Source organism: Paenibacillus sp. S-12 (assembly GCF_030363895.1).
GTDB classification, from domain to species: domain Bacteria; phylum Bacillota; class Bacilli; order Paenibacillales; family Paenibacillaceae; genus Paenibacillus_B; species Paenibacillus_B alvei.
Window position 1 is genome coordinate 302,641 of sequence record NZ_JASIUF010000005.1, and the last position, 18,554, is coordinate 321,194.

At 47.5% G+C, this 18,554-nt stretch carries 19 protein-coding genes and 1 other RNA gene; 19 read left to right on the forward strand and 1 reads right to left on the reverse strand.

The features are described 5' to 3' along the window. Nucleotides 1-59: 59 nt before the first annotated feature. The 15 genes from ybeY to rnpB all read left to right on the forward strand — a co-directional run bounded on the left by ybeY (nucleotide 60) and on the right by rnpB (nucleotide 13,425). A complete protein-coding gene (gene ybeY, locus NO352_RS04130) occupies nucleotides 60-560 on the forward strand; it encodes an rRNA maturation RNase YbeY (protein WP_005547982.1) in 501 nt (166 codons plus the stop codon). Next, the gene (locus NO352_RS04135; RefSeq protein WP_005547985.1) at nucleotides 560-934 is read left to right on the forward strand and encodes a diacylglycerol kinase family protein; all 375 of its coding nucleotides are present in this window, start codon (nucleotides 560-562) and stop codon (nucleotides 932-934) included. The genes ybeY and NO352_RS04135 overlap by 1 nt, the downstream gene beginning before the upstream one ends. A gap of 96 nt (nucleotides 935-1,030) precedes the next feature. Then, nucleotides 1,031-1,951, forward strand: coding sequence for a GTPase Era (gene era, locus NO352_RS04140; RefSeq protein ID WP_005547987.1), 921 nt, complete (start codon nucleotides 1,031-1,033; stop codon nucleotides 1,949-1,951). A gap of 225 nt (nucleotides 1,952-2,176) precedes the next feature. Next, a complete protein-coding gene (locus NO352_RS04145; protein ID WP_163975853.1) occupies nucleotides 2,177-2,317 on the forward strand; it encodes a YqzL family protein in 141 nt (46 codons plus the stop codon). 36 nt (nucleotides 2,318-2,353) lie between these two features. Then, nucleotides 2,354-3,118, forward strand: coding sequence for a DNA repair protein RecO (gene recO, locus NO352_RS04150; RefSeq protein ID WP_268622531.1), 765 nt, complete (start codon nucleotides 2,354-2,356; stop codon nucleotides 3,116-3,118). A gap of 309 nt (nucleotides 3,119-3,427) precedes the next feature. Then, a complete protein-coding gene (glyQ, locus tag NO352_RS04155; RefSeq protein ID WP_005547994.1) occupies nucleotides 3,428-4,315 on the forward strand; it encodes a glycine--tRNA ligase subunit alpha in 888 nt (295 codons plus the stop codon). Then, nucleotides 4,308-6,377, forward strand: a complete 2,070-nt coding sequence (gene glyS / locus NO352_RS04160; protein ID WP_005547996.1) for a glycine--tRNA ligase subunit beta — start codon at nucleotides 4,308-4,310, stop codon at nucleotides 6,375-6,377. The genes glyQ and glyS overlap by 8 nt, the downstream gene beginning before the upstream one ends. A 230-nt stretch (nucleotides 6,378-6,607) precedes the next feature. Next, a complete protein-coding gene (locus NO352_RS04165) occupies nucleotides 6,608-7,099 on the forward strand; it encodes a YaiI/YqxD family protein (RefSeq protein WP_005547998.1) in 492 nt (163 codons plus the stop codon). 39 nt (nucleotides 7,100-7,138) lie between these two features. Next, nucleotides 7,139-8,986 carry a DNA primase gene (dnaG, locus tag NO352_RS04170; protein ID WP_163975845.1) on the forward strand — a complete coding sequence of 616 codons (1,848 nt, stop codon included), beginning with the start codon at nucleotides 7,139-7,141 and terminating at the stop codon, nucleotides 8,984-8,986. 35 nt (nucleotides 8,987-9,021) lie between these two features. Continuing rightward, nucleotides 9,022-10,152 carry an RNA polymerase sigma factor RpoD gene (rpoD, locus tag NO352_RS04175; protein ID WP_005548004.1) on the forward strand — a complete coding sequence of 377 codons (1,131 nt, stop codon included), beginning with the start codon at nucleotides 9,022-9,024 and terminating at the stop codon, nucleotides 10,150-10,152. Nucleotides 10,153-10,208: 56 nt separating this feature from the next. Continuing rightward, complete coding sequence (locus tag NO352_RS04180) at nucleotides 10,209-10,439, forward strand: hypothetical protein (protein ID WP_289354964.1); 231 nt, start codon at nucleotides 10,209-10,211, stop codon at nucleotides 10,437-10,439. Next, nucleotides 10,415-11,161, forward strand: a complete 747-nt coding sequence (locus NO352_RS04185; RefSeq protein WP_289354965.1) for a hypothetical protein — start codon at nucleotides 10,415-10,417, stop codon at nucleotides 11,159-11,161. Before NO352_RS04180 ends, NO352_RS04185 begins: the two co-directional genes overlap by 25 nt. Further along, nucleotides 11,109-11,882: a tRNA (adenine(22)-N(1))-methyltransferase gene (locus NO352_RS04190; protein ID WP_040736004.1), complete on the forward strand. Its 774-nt coding sequence runs from the start codon at nucleotides 11,109-11,111 to the stop codon at nucleotides 11,880-11,882. Before NO352_RS04185 ends, NO352_RS04190 begins: the two co-directional genes overlap by 53 nt. After that, complete coding sequence (locus tag NO352_RS04195; protein ID WP_289354966.1) at nucleotides 11,858-12,973, forward strand: Nif3-like dinuclear metal center hexameric protein; 1,116 nt, start codon at nucleotides 11,858-11,860, stop codon at nucleotides 12,971-12,973. The genes NO352_RS04190 and NO352_RS04195 overlap by 25 nt, the downstream gene beginning before the upstream one ends. A 54-nt stretch (nucleotides 12,974-13,027) precedes the next feature. Next, nucleotides 13,028-13,425: RNase P RNA component class A (gene rnpB / locus NO352_RS04200), an RNA gene on the forward strand. Nucleotides 13,426-13,642: 217 nt separating this feature from the next. Here rnpB and NO352_RS04205 read toward each other — a convergent pair. Continuing rightward, complete coding sequence (locus NO352_RS04205; protein ID WP_268622537.1) at nucleotides 13,643-15,598, reverse strand: S8 family peptidase; 1,956 nt, start codon at nucleotides 15,596-15,598, stop codon at nucleotides 13,643-13,645. 260 nt (nucleotides 15,599-15,858) lie between these two features. On the opposite strand from NO352_RS04205, the gene NO352_RS04210 reads away from it, so the two are divergent. The 4 genes from NO352_RS04210 (at nucleotide 15,859) to NO352_RS04225 (ending at nucleotide 18,529) form a co-directional block, all read left to right on the forward strand. Beyond that, the gene (locus NO352_RS04210; RefSeq protein ID WP_289354967.1) at nucleotides 15,859-16,359 is read left to right on the forward strand and encodes a YpuI family protein; all 501 of its coding nucleotides are present in this window, start codon (nucleotides 15,859-15,861) and stop codon (nucleotides 16,357-16,359) included. Nucleotides 16,360-16,512: 153 nt separating this feature from the next. Then, the gene (locus NO352_RS04215) at nucleotides 16,513-16,725 is read left to right on the forward strand and encodes a DUF1540 domain-containing protein (RefSeq protein ID WP_005548016.1); all 213 of its coding nucleotides are present in this window, start codon (nucleotides 16,513-16,515) and stop codon (nucleotides 16,723-16,725) included. Nucleotides 16,726-16,755: 30 nt separating this feature from the next. Next, the gene (locus NO352_RS04220) at nucleotides 16,756-17,124 is read left to right on the forward strand and encodes a hypothetical protein (protein WP_268622538.1); all 369 of its coding nucleotides are present in this window, start codon (nucleotides 16,756-16,758) and stop codon (nucleotides 17,122-17,124) included. A gap of 238 nt (nucleotides 17,125-17,362) precedes the next feature. Beyond that, a complete protein-coding gene (locus tag NO352_RS04225) occupies nucleotides 17,363-18,529 on the forward strand; it encodes a cysteine desulfurase family protein (RefSeq protein ID WP_268622539.1) in 1,167 nt (388 codons plus the stop codon). Nucleotides 18,530-18,554: the final 25 nt, after the last annotated feature.

Sequence of the window (18,554 nt, forward strand, 5' to 3'; positions counted from 1 at the left end):
TATATGATTAAAAAGGAACGGGCCTATCACCTATAAACTGTGAGTAAGGAGCAACGAACATGTCGAGTATGAAGCTGGAATGGAATGACGATCAAGACATATACCCGATCGATCCTTCATTGATCGAATTGCTGAAGCGCATTTTGCAGGAAGCTGCGGCGATGGAAGGCATTCAAGAGGGGGAAGTCGCGCTAACGTTCGTTGATAATGAGCAAATCCACGAGTTGAACCGTGAATATCGAGGAATCGATCGTCCAACGGATGTATTGTCCTTTGCCTTGAACGAATCCGTTGAAGAGGAATTGGATATTCTATACGAAATTGAAGATGAGCAAGAATTGGATGAGATGAATGATTTGCTTGGCGACATCATTATCTCTACAGAGCGCGCCAAGGAACAAGCGGAAGAGTATGGCCATTCCTTGGAGCGTGAGATTGGATTTTTATTTGTGCATGGATTTCTGCATTTACTTGGCTATGATCATCAGGATGAGCCAAGCGAACGAGTAATGATGGACAAGCAGGAAGCTGTTTTGGAGAAGGTAGGTCTGAGCCGCTAATGAAGCGTCCTTGGAGCGATACATTTCGCGTTGCAATCGCAGGGATCGTCTATGCGATACGTACACAGCGCAATATGCGGGTACACGTGGCCATGAGTGGAATTGCACTTATTTTAGGCGGTATCCTGCAAATATCGACCTCGGACTGGCTGTGGCTGGGACTAGCAATTACCATCGTCATTTCAGCTGAACTAATGAATACCGCAGTAGAATCTGTCGTCGATCTCGTGATGCCGAAGCTGCATCCATTGGCGAAGGTAGCCAAAGATACCGCCGCAGGAGCCGTGCTCGTGACGGCGGTATTCGCCGTTATTGTCGGCTGCGTGATTTTCTACGAACCAGGGATAAAGCTGCTTCATAGGCTCCTGTACTAAAGTAATGAAATTAGACTTCATAAGCGGCGCTATTGTCGTTACTTGGACGGCGTGGCGCCGTTTATGCACATACAGAGACATTTTGGAGGAAAATACATGTTTTATAATCAAGATCAATCAAATCGAAATACGTATAAATCAGGCTTTGTTGCGATAGTTGGCCGCCCGAATGTAGGGAAGTCCACTTTGATGAATCATGTGATTGGGCAAAAAATTGCGATCATGTCGGATAAGCCGCAAACGACTCGCAATAAAATCCATGGCGTCTACACAACCGATCATTCCCAAATTGTGTTTTTAGACACACCAGGCATCCACAAAAGAAAATCGAAGCTCGGCGATTATATGAATAATGTGGCGCTGAATACCTTGAACGAGGTCGAAGCAGTGTTGTTCCTCGTTGACGTCTCGGCAGGGCTTGGAGGCGGCGATAAATATGTGATTGAACAATTGAAAAAAGTCCGTACTCCTGTCATACTCGTCATGAACAAAATTGATCAGGTGCATCCAGAAGCATTGCCACCGTTAATTGCAGAGTACAATGAACTGCATGAATTTGCGGAGATTGTGCCGATTTCGGCATTAAACGGCAGCAATGTGAACCGACTGCTTGATGTGCTTGGCGGTTACTTGCCTGAAGGGCCGCAGTATTATCCAGATGACCAAATTACAGACCACCCTGAGCAATTCGTTGTGGCCGAGTTGATCCGTGAGAAAATATTGCACCTGACACGTGAGGAGATTCCTCATTCTATTGCCGTAACCATCGAAGATATGCGAGTACAAGAGAATGGTGTCGTATATATTTCTGCAGTCATATTTGTAGAGCGTGATTCCCAGAAGGGAATCGTCATCGGCAAGCAAGGCGCATTGTTGAAGGAAATTGGAAAGCTGGCGAGACAAGATATCGAAAATTTACTTGGCTCTAAGACATTTATGGAGCTGTGGGTGAAAGTGAAGAAAGATTGGCGAAATCAGGATCGGATTTTACGGGATCTCGGGTTCCGACACGAGTAAGCAACCTATTTACGTTTCATACACTCCAATTTTTGCAATGGATATTCCCCTATAAGCAGTACAACCTAGAAGATGACGCATAGTCTTACTGGTCTGTATCCGACGTTCATGCTCGAAATGTTTGTTATAGGCACAGCATTTAATATCTGCCTCTGTTGGTGCTTGCGGGCACCATAGAAGCATGTCATTGATCAAGGTTCTCTTATACGAAAGGGGATTATAACAATGCGTGATTTTTCATGGAATGTTTTTGCGAAGACGGGGGATGTCGACGCTTACTTGCTATATAAGCAGGCAGGAATGACAGATGAGTTGGAGGAACTTACAGCTGATACGGCGCCAATCGCAGAGCAATCAGCAGATTAATAATGATTATGCAGTGTCATACATGGGAGGAAGAGAGTGTTATATCGGGTAGAGGGGATTGTCATCCGCAGCATGGATTATGGGGAAGGAAATAAGATCATTACACTTTGTACGAAATCGCATGGCAAGGTGGGTGTTCTTGTTCGCGGCGCGAAGAAGGTTCGCAGCCGTCATGCTGCGGCAACTCAGCTGTTCACTTATGGAGAATATGTATTCTTTCGCGGTATGGGGCATATCGGAACGCTTAATTCTTGCGAAATAATAGAAGCGAACCATTTGCTGCGCGAACAGCTTCATCTGGCAGCCTACGCCTCCTATGCAGCCGAGCTGATGGATAAGGCACTGCATGATGAAGAGGCTGGAGGGCCGATGTTTGACCAATTCCATGCCTATTTGCGGGCAATTGCAGAAGGCAAGGATGTGCAGGTGACAACTCATTTGTTCGAAATGAAGCTATGGCAGCGAACGGGAGTTGCTCCTCAACTCCATGCATGTGTCGCTTGTGGTACAGGAGATAGGCTTGCTGCTTTCAGTTGGCGTCTCGGGGGCGCCCTATGTGAGAGTTGTAAGTCAAGAGAGCATGCGAATTATGTAGCTAATTTGCACATGCTTGCATTGCTTCAGCGCTTCGAAATGACAGACTTGCGTCGTCTTGGCAATATAACATTGAAGCCTGAAACGAAATTGCAGCTTCGCGCATGTATGCGAGGCTATATGGACACCCATGTCGGGGTGCGCTTGAAATCACTTCAGTTCCTTGAGCAGATGGAGAAATATGATTTGGCGCAGCTTGACGAGTAAAATCCAATTCGCTATAATAAATCAAGCTAATTGAATTAAGATTATACCTTGCGTTGAAGAAGAAAGTAGTTCGCAATGTTTGAACGCAGCGATTCAGGGATAGTGGAAGCCTGGACGGACAAACGAATGAAATGGCGCTTTGGAGCAGGGGCTCATGTGAAAGTGGATCGGAATCTATTCCGATCAAGTAGGGTGGAACCGCGGGAATTTAACTCTCGTCCCTACGTCTGGCATCAGACGTAGAGGCGGGAGTTTTTTGCATTCTCCCATACGTCAATGCCGTCAATATGAGGCAAAGGAGTGCTGACTGTGAATTTTCAACAAATGATTTTGACGCTGCAGCAATTTTGGGCCGAACAAAACTGCATCATCGTACAGCCGTATGATGTGGAGAAGGGCGCGGGAACTATGAACCCGATGACTTTCCTTCGTTCGATCGGACCAGAACCATGGAATGTAGCTTATGTAGAGCCATCTCGTCGTCCGGCTGACGGCCGTTACGGGGAGAACCCGAACCGTTTGTACCAGCATCACCAGTTCCAAGTGATTTTGAAGCCCTCTCCAGACAACATTCAAGAGTTGTATTTGGAAAGCTTGAACCGTCTTGGTATCGATCCGTCAATCCACGATATTCGCTTCGTAGAGGATAACTGGGAGTCGCCAACATTGGGTGCATGGGGCCTTGGATGGGAAGTCTGGCTTGATGGTATGGAAATTACGCAATTCACTTATTTCCAACAAGTGGGCGGCATCGACGCACATCCAGTAGCTGTCGAGATTACGTATGGCTTGGAGCGGCTTGCTTCCTATATTCAAGAAAAAGAAAATGTGTTCGACTTGGAGTGGGTAGAAGGAGTAGCTTATGGCGACGTATTCCATCAGCCTGAATTCGAGCATTCGAAATATACATTCGAAGTAAGCGATACGGCGATGCTATTTACGCTGTTCAATATGTACGAGAAAGAAGCAAATCGAGCGATGGATGCCCATTTGGTATTCCCAGCATATGATTATGTGCTGAAATGCTCCCATACATTCAACTTGCTGGATGCACGCGGCGCGATTAGTGTAACGGAGCGCACCGGGTACATTACCCGTGTTCGTAATCTTGCACGTCATGTGGCCGCAACATACTTGGAAGAACGTGAGAAGCTCGGCTTCCCGCTCTTGAAGAAAGGAGAGGAACAAGATGCCTAGACATTTGTTGTTGGAGCTCGGCTTGGAGGAAGTGCCTGCACGTTTCATTCGCAGCGCGATGGAACAGCTGAAGGATCGCACAGAACGCTGGCTGACAGAATCCCGAATCACATTCGGAACTGTGTCTGCATATGCAACGCCAAGACGTCTCGCTGTACTCATACAGGATGTAGCTGACAAGCAGACGGATGTACACGAGGAAGTAAAGGGGCCGGCGAAGAAAATTGCCCTTGACGCCAATGGTGAATGGACGAAGGCAGCTCTCGGATTCGCACGGAGTCAAGGTGTAGAGCCTGAAGCGTTCTTCTTTAAGGAATTGAACGGAGTCGAGTATATTTACGCAAATAAGAGCAGTCTCGGTACCAATACAGAGGATGTGCTTGTTGAAGGTTTGACTTCCATTATTCATGCGATGACCTTCCCGAAAAACATGCGTTGGGGTGCAAAGGAAATGCGCTTCGTACGCCCGATTCGCTGGATGGTTGCTCTGCATGGGGAAGAGATTATTCCGCTTGAAATTGCAGGCGTCAAAGCAGGCCGTACGTCGCGTGGACATCGTTTCCTCGGAGAAGAGACAGTTATTAACGAGCCGCTTCAATACGTGGAACGTCTTCGAGAGCAATCTGTCATCGTGGATGTGGCAGAGCGTGAGGCGAACATTACGGCTCAAATCGAGGAGCTCGCTAAAAGTAAAAATTGGAATATCGCAATCAAGGATGACTTGCTTGAAGAAGTTCTCTTCCTCGTTGAGTATCCAACTGTATTGTTCGGCGGATTTGACGAGGCATTTCTGAACATTCCTCAAGAAGTGCTGATTACATCCATGCGCGAGCATCAGCGCTACTTCCCGGTATTGGATACGGAGGGACAGCTTCTTCCCTATTTCGTAACGGTACGCAACGGTGATTCCAAGGGCTTGGATATCGTTGCAAAAGGGAACGAGAAAGTTCTTCGTGCGCGTCTCTCTGACGCCAAGTTCTTCTATGAAGAAGATCAAAAACTGAATATTATTGATTGCGTGCATAAGCTCGATTCGATCGTGTTCCACGAGGAGCTTGGCTCGATCGGTGATAAGGTTCGCCGCATACATGCTATTGCTGATGCATTGGCACTGGCTGTCCAGACAGATCGTGAGACAGCACTGTGGGTCAGCCGGGCTGCGGACATTTGCAAGTTCGACCTTGTTACGCAAATGGTATATGAGTTCCCAGAACTGCAAGGGGTTATGGGTGAAGATTACGCCCGAAAGGCAGGCGAACCGGAAGCAGTAGCGCAGGCGATTAATGAGCACTATAAGCCTAGATTCGCAGGCGACCCAGCTCCTGTTTCACTTGTTGGCTCTATTATAAGTATGGCTGACAAAATGGATACGTTGGCAGGCTGCTTCGGAATCGGCATTATTCCGACTGGCTCGCAGGATCCATATGGCTTGCGCAGACAGGCGACAGGTATTGTGCAAATTTTGTTAGAACGCAATCTGCCGCTGACACTGCATACCATCTTCAACATTACGCTTGATGTATATGCGCAAGCAGGATTGTTGAAACGCGAACGTGAGGAAGTTCGTAAAGAATTGTATGAGTTCTTCGGCTTGCGCGTCAAAAATGTACTGTCTGAGTCTGTTCGCTACGACGTGGTTGATGCAGTGATGGCATCTGGATATGACGATGTCAAACTGACAGTCGCTCGCGGGGAAGCTCTTATGCGCGCTGTACAGGCAGATGAATTCAAGCTGACAGTTGAATCCTTTAACCGGGTAAGCAATTTGGCTGCTAAGGCGGTCAGCAATGATATCCATCCTGAATTGTTCGAGCAGGATGCGGAGCGCAAGCTCTATGAGCGTTGGATGTACGTACATGAAGCTTATGCAGCTGCAAGCGGAAATCCGGCTGAGGCAATCGAAGTTTTGTCTCAACTGAAAGATGAAGTTCACTCGTTCTTCGAACAGGTCATGGTTATGGCTGAGAACGAAGCAGTACGGGCAAATCGTTTGGCGCTGCTTGCGAATATAGCAAATGACATTCAACGTTTTGCTGATTTCTCAAAGTTAGTTTGGGCTTAAGTAGAAGGTTGACTGTGATTGTAGGAAGACAGTAAAGGGTAGTAAAGGTGGAACATGAAGAAGGGATTCTTCGGATTCTCTTCGACATGTTCCTTCGTTATTTTCATCGATTCGACAAAAACTGAGTTAAAGTAGAGGAAATCCGGATTTCGAAGCAGGAATTTTAAACGTTACAGCGTATATAATATAAACGGTGAAACGATTAAAGTAAGTTCCGACGCTTTACGAAAATGGTGAGATTATTGTCTTCTAAACTTCGAATCGTAGTAGACGCCGATGCTTGTCCTGTAAAAAATGAAATAGTTGCCGCAGCTATCGAAATGGATGCCGGAGTTCTGTTTGTAGCTTCCTATGCTGCATTTGCTCCAGACTGGCAGCTTATGAATTATGATATTCGTACCGTTTTTGTGGATCAAGCGTTTCAAGCGGCGGACATTTATATTGCCAACACAGCGCGGTCAGGCGACGTAGTGGTAACAGGCGACTACGGTTTGGCCGCGCTCTGTTTGCCAAGAGGCGCTTATGTGCTTACGCCGCGAGGCAGCGAGCTGACAAGCGACAATGTAGATGAGTACCTGACAAGGCGACACATCTCGAGCAAAGCAAGAAGAGCAGGTTTACGGACGAAAGGCCCGCGAGCAATGAGTGAAGAGGATCGCGAAATTTTCCAACATAAACTGACAAAACTTTTGCTTCGTGAGCAGGAGAAAATGCGCCCATAGCGAATTAGTAATACGTGTTCAGATGAAGGTGATTGAGCGATGAACGGATATGGACTGATTCCTGATGAAGTTCGCGATGAAGTATTAAAGCGCAACGATATCGTCGATATAGTTGGACAATATGTCCATTTATCGAAGCACGGTAAATATTTGAAGGGGCTTTGTCCCTTTCATTCGGAGAAGACACCATCGTTCACGGTCACGCCGGAGAAGCAAATTTTCCATTGTTACGGTTGCGGAAAGAGCGGGACGGCTATTCAATTTGTAATGGGGCTGGAAGGATACTCGTATCCGGAAGCCATTACGCATCTCGCCGAGTTAGCGGGCATTCCTGTTACATGGGGAAGCGGCGACTCGTATGCTGAACGCAATCCACGGAATGAAGCGAAGGATCGGCTGATTGAAGCACATGAGCTGACTGCGAAAATGTATCATTATATATTAATGAACACAACGGAAGGTCAGGAAGCGCTTCGCTATTTGCGTGAACGCGGCTTTAACGACAAGCTTATCGAACAGTTTCAGATTGGATACGCACCGCCAAATTGGGATATGATCGTGAAGTTTCTTACGAAACGGCAGTTCGACCTTGCTCTGGTGGAGAAGGGCGGTATCGTATCGGCTAGAACGAATGGAGAAGGGTATGTCGATCGTTTCCGTAACCGGGTCATGTTCCCGATATGGGATCGCCGGGGACGCATAGTAGGATTTGCAGGAAGGGTGCTTGACGGAAGTCAGCCGAAGTATTTGAACTCGCCGGAAACGATGCTATTCAACAAATCCAAGCTGCTGTACAATGTGCATCAGGCAAGACCGCATATTAAGCGCACTGGTGAAATTGTTCTGTTTGAAGGTTTTGCAGATGTCATACAGGCTTGGGAAGCTCAAGTGATGAATGGCGTTGCTACCATGGGTACTGCGTTGACCTCCGATCATGTTCAATTGCTGAAGCAACTCGGAGACAGCGTTACGTTATGCTATGACGGCGATGATGCTGGACAAGCAGCTGCAATGAAATCCATAGCATTGTTAGAGGGAAGCGGCTTGCATGTAGCCGTTGCCATGCTGCCTGATCGAATGGATCCTGATGAATTCATCAAAGCGCATGGCGCAGAGCGGTTTAGGCATGCGATCATTGCATCGGCCGTTACTCCAACCAAATTCAAGCTTATATCTTTACGTCGAAATCATATACTGCTAGAAGATGATGGCAAACGACGATTCAAAGATGCTGCGCTGCGTGTTGTGGCGAAGGTTGAATCACCTGTTGAACGGGAGATGCACTTGAAGGAGATTGCTTCACTGCTTGAATTATCAGGGGATTCTGCGATCGCTTCTTTGAAGCAAGAATGTGCGAATATCCGCCAAAAGCTGCAAAAAAAGAACGAAAACGGGGATAATCAAGACAATTGGTGGAATAATGTTAGGAATGATAAGCAAGTTATCTCCCCGCCCGTGTTGCGTCCAGCATACGTATATGCAGAACGCAGCTTGCTGGCGCTGATGTTCCAGGATGTCGAAGTTTCCAACTATGTGGAGCGGAATCTTGGCGAGCAATTCAATGTAGATGATCATGCGGCTCTTGCCGCTTATCTATATGCTTATTACGCGCAAGGCAAGGAGCCTGATTTCAGTTGTTATTTGGCAACTCTGCAGGATGACCGACTAGAGAAGACGGCTGCATCCATATCAATGGCCGAAGTGCCGCTGCGATATGACACCGCCCTATTAGACGATTATATTGGTCAAATCTTGAAAGTGCCTCGGCATCGTGAAATTGAGCGTAAAAAGGAAGAAATGGTGCAGGCGGAGCGTACAGGAGACATATTGCGTGCCGCGCAAATTGCACAAGAAATTATAGCCCTAGAGCAACAACTGAAGCGGTAGTAAGCAGAAGTTTCTAGGGAGGAGGGAGTCGGAAAATGGCGAATGATCAACATACTGGACTAGATGCCGAAGCAGCGTTAGAACATGTGAAGGATCAATTGATTGAGCTCGGTAAAAAGCGCGGTTCGCTTAGCTATAAAGATATTACTGAAAAGTTATCGACGTTCGATCAAGACCCGGAGCAGATGGATGAGTTCTACGAGCAGCTATCTGATTTGGGTATTGAAGTGGTAAATGAAACGGAAGATGGAATGGGCAATCGCAATAGTGGTGATCGGGAGAGTGGGGATCACGACGATTTCCATTTCGATGATGACTTATCGCTGCCACCGGGGATTAAAATTAATGACCCGGTTCGGATGTACTTAAAAGAGATCGGCCGTGTTCCGCTCTTGTCGGCAGAAGAAGAGATCGAACTTGCGAAGCGAATCGAGCAGGGGGACGAAGAAGCGAAGAAGCGCTTGACAGAAGCGAATTTGCGACTCGTGGTCAGCATTGCGAAGCGTTATGTAGGACGTGGGATGCTCTTCCTTGATTTGATTCAAGAAGGCAATATGGGTTTGATCAAGGCTGTTGAGAAATTCGATCACAGCAAAGGATACAAATTTAGTACGTATGCTACTTGGTGGATCCGTCAAGCGATTACGAGAGCGATTGCCGATCAGGCACGCACAATTCGTATACCGGTTCACATGGTAGAGACAATTAATAAATTGGTTCGTGTATCCCGTCAACTGCTTCAAGAGCTTGGGCGCGAACCAACGCCGGAAGAAATTGCGGCTGAGATGGAACTCAGTGTTGAGAAAGTACGCGAAATTATGAAGATTGCCCAGGAACCGGTATCGTTGGAAACGCCAATTGGGGAAGAAGACGATTCTCACTTGGGAGATTTCATTGAGGATCAAGAAGCACTGGCACCTGCTGATGCAGCAGCGTATGAGCTGTTGAAGGAGCAACTGGAGGATGTGCTTGACACATTGACAGAACGTGAAGAGAATGTGCTTCGTTTGCGCTTTGGTCTCGATGACGGCCGTACACGTACCTTGGAAGAGGTAGGTAAAGTATTCGGAGTCACACGCGAACGGATTCGCCAAATTGAAGCGAAAGCACTTCGTAAATTGCGTCATCCAAGCCGCAGCAAGCGACTGAAAGATTTTCTTGAATAGTGGCTAACGACGAGACCTTCTTGTGCGCGTATGCGTGGGGAAGGTCTTTTGTTGCCATGAAGGCATCAATTACGGGAGGCGTGACAAGCCGCATGGATCAGAAGCAGCGACAATGGATGTCACACGAGATTGCCCGCTGGCGGGAAAATCGACTATTGCCGGAACGTTATTGCGAGTTCCTTGCTCGATTGTACCAGCTGCCAGAAGAAACGATAGCACCTGAAAAATCCGGAAATACCGCTTCCGAAGTAGGCGTTTCAGCTTGGCTGAACAGCCTTCTGCCGTAAAATGGATGGCGTTATTTTTCATTTCTGGCTTGTTCTGTACTGTTGGATTTTATTTTACCGCTTTTGACTTTCCAATGCAAATTGGGGCAGTAGCCGCTTTTATCGTTCTTGGTTATGGGCTTGCTGTTTACAAATCAAAGTATGCGGAAAAGAAAAGCAAACTTCAAGCAGCGATATGTGCATGCCTTGGCAATGCTGCCGGTATACTCGGCTCATTAGCAATACTCATCCTACATGAATGGATGCTATGGTGGAGCTTAGCATTGTGGTTGATCGGAGCCGGACTTTTGTGGCTGATCACAGGCTTGCTTCTGCGCCGAAGCGGGATACAGGGATTTGGCTGGCTTACGCTGGCGATTGCCTATGCGATAATCCTTGATTCCATTGGCGGCGAACTCACGCTGATTAATATGCAATGGTTGTGGCTGCCTGAGAGTTTATTATTCATATGGCTGGCTTGGGTACTGCATCATCGATCTCATTCAGCTTCAGCGGCTCTGCTTCTTGCCTCTGTTATCACTTGGCATATGCCAGAGGTGGCTTGGTTAGGCAGACATATTGCGCTCAAGCTAAATCCAGGCGATGAAGTCTTATTATTTATGCTAACGAAGCTTTTTATTATGTTCTACATGGGATATTACTTTAGAAAAAAGTGGGTGAAGTGGATACGTGAACATCAAACTGTCCAAACGATTACAATGGATCGCGGATTGGGTGCCTGAGGGCAGCAAGCTTGCAGATATTGGTTCTGACCATGCGCTGCTTCCATCGTATTTAGCAAAGGAAGGCAAGATTTCGTATGGGGTTGCTGGTGAAGTGAATCAAGGGCCTTATGAAGCGGCAAGACGTCAAGTGTTGGGGTCACGCTTGGAGCATATTGTTCAAGTTCGGCTAGGAGATGGCCTTGCCGTTTTGGAGCCTAATGAGGTAGACTGTATTTCCATTGCTGGAATGGGCGGCAGTCTTATTGTCAGTATTTTATCAGCGCAGCCTGATAAGTTGGAGGGGGTTAAGCGGCTCATCCTTCAACCGAATGTAGGAGAAGATACAGTTCGCCGTTGGCTTCGCAAGGAAGGCTGGAATCTGCTTAAGGAGCATATTTTAGAGGAAGACGGCAAGATTTATGAAGTGCTGCTCGCGGAGCGGCAGCCAGACGCAGAAGCAGTGGAGGCTTATAATGCTCGACTGTACGAAGCTCGTACTCTTTCGTGCGGGCTGCCGTTGACTGAGGAATGGCTGCTTCAATTCGGCCCGCTGTTGTCACAAGCTCCTACAGAAGTATTCTTTGAGAAGTGGAAGCGCGAAGTAGGAAAACGAGAGCGTGTGTTGCGTACAATGGAACAGGCTGAGAGTGAAGAGGCAATGCAGCGCCGTGAAGTTTTCATGCAGAATAAGGCGGAATTGGAGGCGATTATCGAATGTTTGCGAAAGGTTCAACGATAATTCAATGGATGGAGCAGCTTGCGCCTAAGTCATTGGCAGTCCCAGACGACCGGATTGGGCTTCAATTAGGGTCACTGAATAAGGAAGTGGCCAAGGTGCTCGTCGCTCTTGATGTGAACGAAGAGGTCGTCGAAGAGGCGATTGCCCAGGAGGCAAATCTTATTATCGCACACCATGCGATTATTTTCCGACCACTGAAGCATTTGCAGACAGATACTCCTGCAGGTCGACTGTATGAAAAACTGATTAAGCATGATATCGCGGTATATATCTCCCATACGAATTATGATGTTGCTGTAGGCGGAATGAACGATTTGATGGCAGAGCGTCTTCAACTGACCAATGTGCGCGTGCTTGAAACATTACACCAGGAGCAGCTTCATAAGCTGGTTGTATTTGTGCCGCAGACACATGCCGAGGACGTGCGTGCAGCGGTATTGAATGCAGGTGCAGGACATTTCGGTAATTACAGTCATTGCAGCTTCAACAGTGAAGGCTTCGGTACTTTCAAGCCAGGCGACAACACAAATCCGCATGTCGGACAAGCCGGCAAGTTGGAAACAGTGCCAGAGGTGCGCGTGGAAACAATAGTACCGAAGTCGATTCGCAGCCGTGTGCTTCAAGCGATGTTCAAGGCACATCCTTATGAGGAAGTCGCGTATGATCTATATCCTGTAGATATTCAAGGGACGGAATACGGTCTGGGAAGAGTGGGCAAGCTTGCAGAGGGAGTAACGCTTCGTGAATTGTCCGAGCAAGTGAAGACCAGCTTCGAAGTATCCAATGTACGTGTGGTTGGCGAGCTGGATCGACCTGTGCGCAAGGTTGCCGTTCTAGGTGGTTCCGGGGCTAGATATATTCACCATGCACTGTTCCATGGGGCAGATGTACTTGTAACGGGAGATGTTGATTATCATACGGCTCACGATGCACTTGCAGCAGGACTTGCTATTATCGATCCAGGGCATAATGCAGAAAAGATGATGAAACAGGACGTCGCAGCACGGTTGCAGAAGGCGGCATCAGATAAGGGTGCATCAACACAGTTCATAGCTTCTTCCTTAAATACCGAGCCATTTCAGTTTTTGTAAAAGTTGACGGTTGAGTTTCTTGTGTGAAACTAGTATACTAACGAATGTTGACGGAAAGTTTGACAGACAATCGCTGGTGACTTGGTCACGAGAGGAAAGTCCGGGCTCCATAGGGCAGGGTGCTGGATAATGTCCAGTCAGCGCGAGCTGAAGGATAGTGCCACAGAAATGGACCGCCGATGGCTGCTTCGGCAGCACAGGCAAGGGTGGAACCGTGGTGTAAGAGACCACGAGGAGCGTTGGTGACTTCGTTCCTGGTAAACCCCATCTGGAGCAAGACCTAATGAGATGCATGCCCGCAAGGGCAGCCTTAGCCCGAGGTGCGTCTGGGTTGGTCGCTTGAACCGTGCAGCAATGTACGGTCTAGATAGATGATTGTCACTTCGTAGTGGAAGGGTAGCTCCCGTAATACCACGATCAGTACAGAACCCGGCTTACGGCAAACTTTCCGGAGCTGCAACATTTTTTCTTGTTCGATAACTTGATCTGGATAGGATGAAGTTTCGAGTATCAAACTATAGCTTGCGTATTTATGTTAACGCACAGCTTCTATACAAGGATAAAGTAACCCCCGCAGGAATACCCTGCGGGGGTTTTTGATTGTCTCTTGTCGCCATGCATACAATTTTGTTGGCTTCAAGCATTGGCAGCCTGCATATCATCAATAGATTACCGCTGAGAAGCAGGCAGCATGGAGGATGGTGGAGAAGGATGCTGTACATATTGAGCAATTGTACGCTTGATCTCGCGAGCAATATTTTGCGGGAGCAGCGACAAAGATGTAGTACCTTGTTCTGCAAGGGTAAGTGCCTGAGCGACATCAATCTCGCCATAGCCATAATAGATATCTTTGCCAGGTGTTCCTAAATCAATGACGCTTTGCCGCATAATATCATACACTTCCGTATTTTTGAGCGAAGGGTTGACAGAGCGAATAAGTGCAGCAAGTGCAGATACATGTGGACAAGCCATTGAAGTACCAGACAATGCCGCATACTGATTGTTCGGATAAGTGCTCGCTATGGACTCCCCTGGTGCTACAACATCGACATAATTGCCGTAGTTGGAGAAGGAGGCACGCTTCTGATTTGCATCTGTCGCTGACACAGCAAATACTTCTGGATAAGCGGCAGGGTATCCAGGGCGTCGCGTATTATCATTGCCGGTAGCAGCAATAAGCACGACATCGCGGTCAAAGGCATATTTGACAGCATCATGCAAAAATGCGCCGTCGACATAGTTGCCCAAACTTAAATTGATAACCTTAGCCCCGTTATCGGTTGCCCAAATAATGCCCTCAGCAACGGAATAGGATGTACCTGATCCATTATTATCCAGCGCTTTGACCGGCAAGATCGGATTGTACCAAGTCATGCCGGCAATGCCCTCGCCATTATTGACCTGAGCGCCGATTATGCCAGCAACATGTGTGCCATGACCTACCTCATCTTTTGGAGGCTGATTTTTATCAAAGACGTTGTAGCCATTCAGCAGTTTGCCTTGTAAATCACGATGACCGGCATCAACGCCAGTATCGACAACTGCGACAATAACATCTTTTGCCCCCTTGCTCGTCATCCATCCCCGGTTCGTATGGATATTCGGCAAGTTCCATTGATAGGCCTTATACAGGGCGTCATTCGGCTCCTCGCCAGCATCCCCTTGTGTTGTGTCGTTTAAAGCTTTAGGTCGAGCCTGAGTAGAAGGCACTGCTGGAACGGGTACTGGTTTTTCGTTTGTCATATAAAGGAAATGCGGTTCGCTGTATATCGGGTTAAATTGCTTGAAATAGGAGCTTAACTGTTCCACGCTCATCTTGTGAGAACGGAAAACATACGTATATCCAAGCTTGCGCGGATGCGCGCAGCCCGTATCCCGCATCATTCGCTGTAGTTGAATGGGATCCGGGTCGGAACGAAAGCGTACGACGATCTCGTTTTCATAATAATGGCTTGTGCCGGCATTATCTTCTCCGTCTTTGACCTTAACGTCTGACATCGAATTTGAATCCACAGACTTTACGCGATATTTGGATTCTGGCGGGTAAGGGACAAGCCGAAGATTTTTTTGCTGATGCTTGCGCACTGTCTGAATGACATCTTGGTTCACAATCGCTACAATCCCGTGCTGTGACTGTGGAGAGGCGATGCCGATGACCATATGGCTTTTTCCTTTGACAAGCACTTCAGGAGAAGTATAGGATTGTTGCTTCATCACGTTCATTGTGGCGGTTCGAACATAGCTGGACAACTGCTTATTCGCTTCCCAACGCTCATCCTTTGGAAGGCTTCCCTTTTCCCAGGCAGTCGTACCTCCCTCTACCCACTTCATATACACAAAATGGGGATGGGATTTCATAAATTGCTGAACGGTTTCTTGTTTTTGAGCTGAAGTCCCATTTCTCCAATTAGCAAGGGCATCTTCCAGATCGCGTCTGGAATCAATGGCGAACATGCGGCTTGTACGGGTAACATCCTGATGCAGAATTTGTTTTTTTATGCTCTCCTCGTGCGCGGCAGTTGTCATTCCTTTCGGCTCGGGATGACGATCAGGCGCCCACAATAATGGAATTACAAGTACGGCTGCACAAAGAGCAACTATTCCAACTACATATCGTCGCTGCATTCCAACTTTCCTCCTCTAAGCGTTCCTATCTCCGCGTCCTTCCTCGTGATATCGTGACCCAGCAAGCTGGAGATATCGTGACGTGAACAGACTTGGTTATAGGTTGAGAATCAGGGTACGAATTTATTCGGAGCGAGGCGGAAAATGATACCCATCATGATCGGATTGTGGTAGGATGGAGGGGAAATGAAAATGATTCCAAATCGGATGCAAGATATTTTGAAATGTCGAATGGACAAATGGGGTAAGGGGGAGCTTTCATGCCAGCATCCAATGTAAAGCATCTATGTGAGGTTTCTAAGGACAATTTGAAGGAAGCTATCGATAAGCTTGAAGCATTTTTAAATGAGTATTCGCTAACTGCGCTTGTTCAAGGGAATGAAGATGAGGAGACGGTTAGCTTCTATAAAGGATTCCTGACGGATATGAGACATTTGCTTGTATTTGCGGAGGAGAGCTATGAAAGACTAGGCGTTGCATTAAGAAGAGCAACCTTCGATACTGCATTTTCGGAGCGCTGCTTGTACGAAGTGTACCATCACTGCGTGAATGCCTTCTTTTACCCGAAGAATGAGTGCTATTCCGAGGATGGACGCTATGCGTACACTGGTCAGGATGCGATCCGCTTCCGGAAAAAGCCAGTTAGAGCAGCACGAGATATCGTCCTGTCCATCGTTAAGATCTTTGAAGAGCTTCGCGATGAGCTAACTTATTATGAAAGCGATTATTTAACCCAGCGCCGCATGCAAAGAACGAAGTAATTCCGCTGATCGTTTGTTGCATTTTATCCCAAATAAGAAAAAAGAGGACGTTCCGTAAATGCCACGGAGCGTCCTTTTTCGTTAGAACATGGCAGGAGTAGGGCCGGATATGACATCATCAACAGGGCATCCTGTTAAACGGAGGTGATGGAAATGAGTGAAAAGCCGGTAGTTCGCTGCAGTGTATCCAACTGTAAATTTTGGGGGGATTTCCGCTGTCAAGCTTCGGAGATTATGATTGACATTGATGCTCATGCCAATGTGAAGGCGAATTCAGAATTTGCTGACGAAACGTTCATTGAAGATCATAAGGATAAAGCAGCTAAGTCTTCTTCCACATGCTGCCAGACGTTCGAGCCGAAATGATCTCGTACAGGGAGCTAGGAGTGTGGTGTGATGTCAACTAACAAAGCGCGTCAATCACGCCGTTTGAAGCGGCATCGGGTTAGGAAACATGCCGTGAGCAATGCAGAAAAGCAGCAGCAACAGCAGCAAGATGTTGAGTTTGGGGAGGAAGCGGCTACCTTCTCGGATACCCTTCGCTTCGCGACCCAGCACTCTAAGATCGACCATTGGTCGGGAATTGGCATGCTGGCCGTAATCTTCTCCATTTGCGCCTTCTTTTTGTTTCCGATCCCTATGGGGGTTGGAGGTGCTGCTCTAGGCGTGCTAGCCTATTTGCAGGGAAGCCGTTCATCCGGAATATTTGCGGCAGTTGCTGGATTATTGGCTATCTTAGTCCAATTTATAGCGATGTCATCATAGTGTTATCATCAAGCTTGAACCGGTCATTCGTCCCGGATCAGGCTTTTTCTATATGAAGCACGAACCAAATCCTTGCTGGTCAGAGTGATCAAGGGAAAAGGGATGGTGCTTTTATGACGAAACGTGTAAAATAAGTAACATCTTATTTCGTAATTGAGATCAACAGCGGAAGGGAAGCGGGGTTGGTTGCGTCCTGTTCCAATTTTGATCTTTTTTGTTGTCACGAGGAGGGAATGTGATGAGCACAACTCAGTTGTATTTCGATCACTGTGCATCTACTCCTCCCCATCCGGATGTGATCCGGACGGTTGCGGAGGTTATGGAGCAAGTGTATGCCAACCCTTCATCCATTCATGGTGCTGGGGGACAGGCTGAACAGCTGTTGCGTCGTGCGCGAGAGGTTGTAGCACGTGCCTTGCAGGTAGAGCCCGAAGAGATTCTGTTCACTTCAGGAGCAACAGAAAGCAACAATCTCGCCATATTCGGGATTGCGAAGACTCACCAAGCTGCGGGCAAGCCTGTCCATATAATCGTATCTGAAATTGAGCATGCTTCGGTATATAAATGTGTTCAACAATTGGAACAGGAGGGGGTTGAGGTAACATATCTTCCTGTGGATACAAATGGCCGAGTCCGTCCTGAAGATGTCGAAGCAGCCATCCGGCCTCATACGGTATTGGTTAGCATTATGCACGTCAACAATGAAATGGGGGCAATTCAGCCTGTCGGTGAAATTGGGCAAATTCTTCGCCGCTATCCCAAGGTAACCTTTCATGTAGACGGGGTGCAGGGCTTAGGAAAGGTTCCGGTCCGACTTGCTGAATGGGGTGTAGACTTGTATAGTCTGTCTGGTCACAAAATTCAAGGGCCGCGGGGAGCTGGCGTGCTTGTTAAACGTAAGCATATTATGTTGCAGCCCCTTATGTATGGTGGCGCTCAAGAGGGAGAGCTTCGTCCGGGAACAGAAAATGTACCTGCTATTGTTGGTCTTGCCAAGGCGGTTAGGCTTGCGGTTGAGGGGCAAGCCGAGCGATATAATAAGCTGACGCGCCTGCGCCAATCTGTACTTGAGCATTTGTCTCAGTTGAAGCCGCTGGTTGTAAACAGTCCTGCTGACCCATACAGCGCGCCTCATATCATTAATATATCTTTCCCAGGTATGAAATCAGAAGTCGTGGTGCATGCACTCGAACAAAGAGGAATTATTGTATCTACCCAATCGGCATGCTCATCGAAGCTGCACAAACCGAGCCGTGTTCTTCTCGCGATGACGCATGACTCAAAGAGGGCCTCAAGCGGTATTCGCATCAGTCTTGATGCGAGCAATACAGAGATGGAAATTGATCGCTTGGTGAAAAGCTTTAAGGAAATGACGGAACAATTGCAGCCTCTTGTGCAGCGATAATGGATAAATGGATTACAAGCAAGCG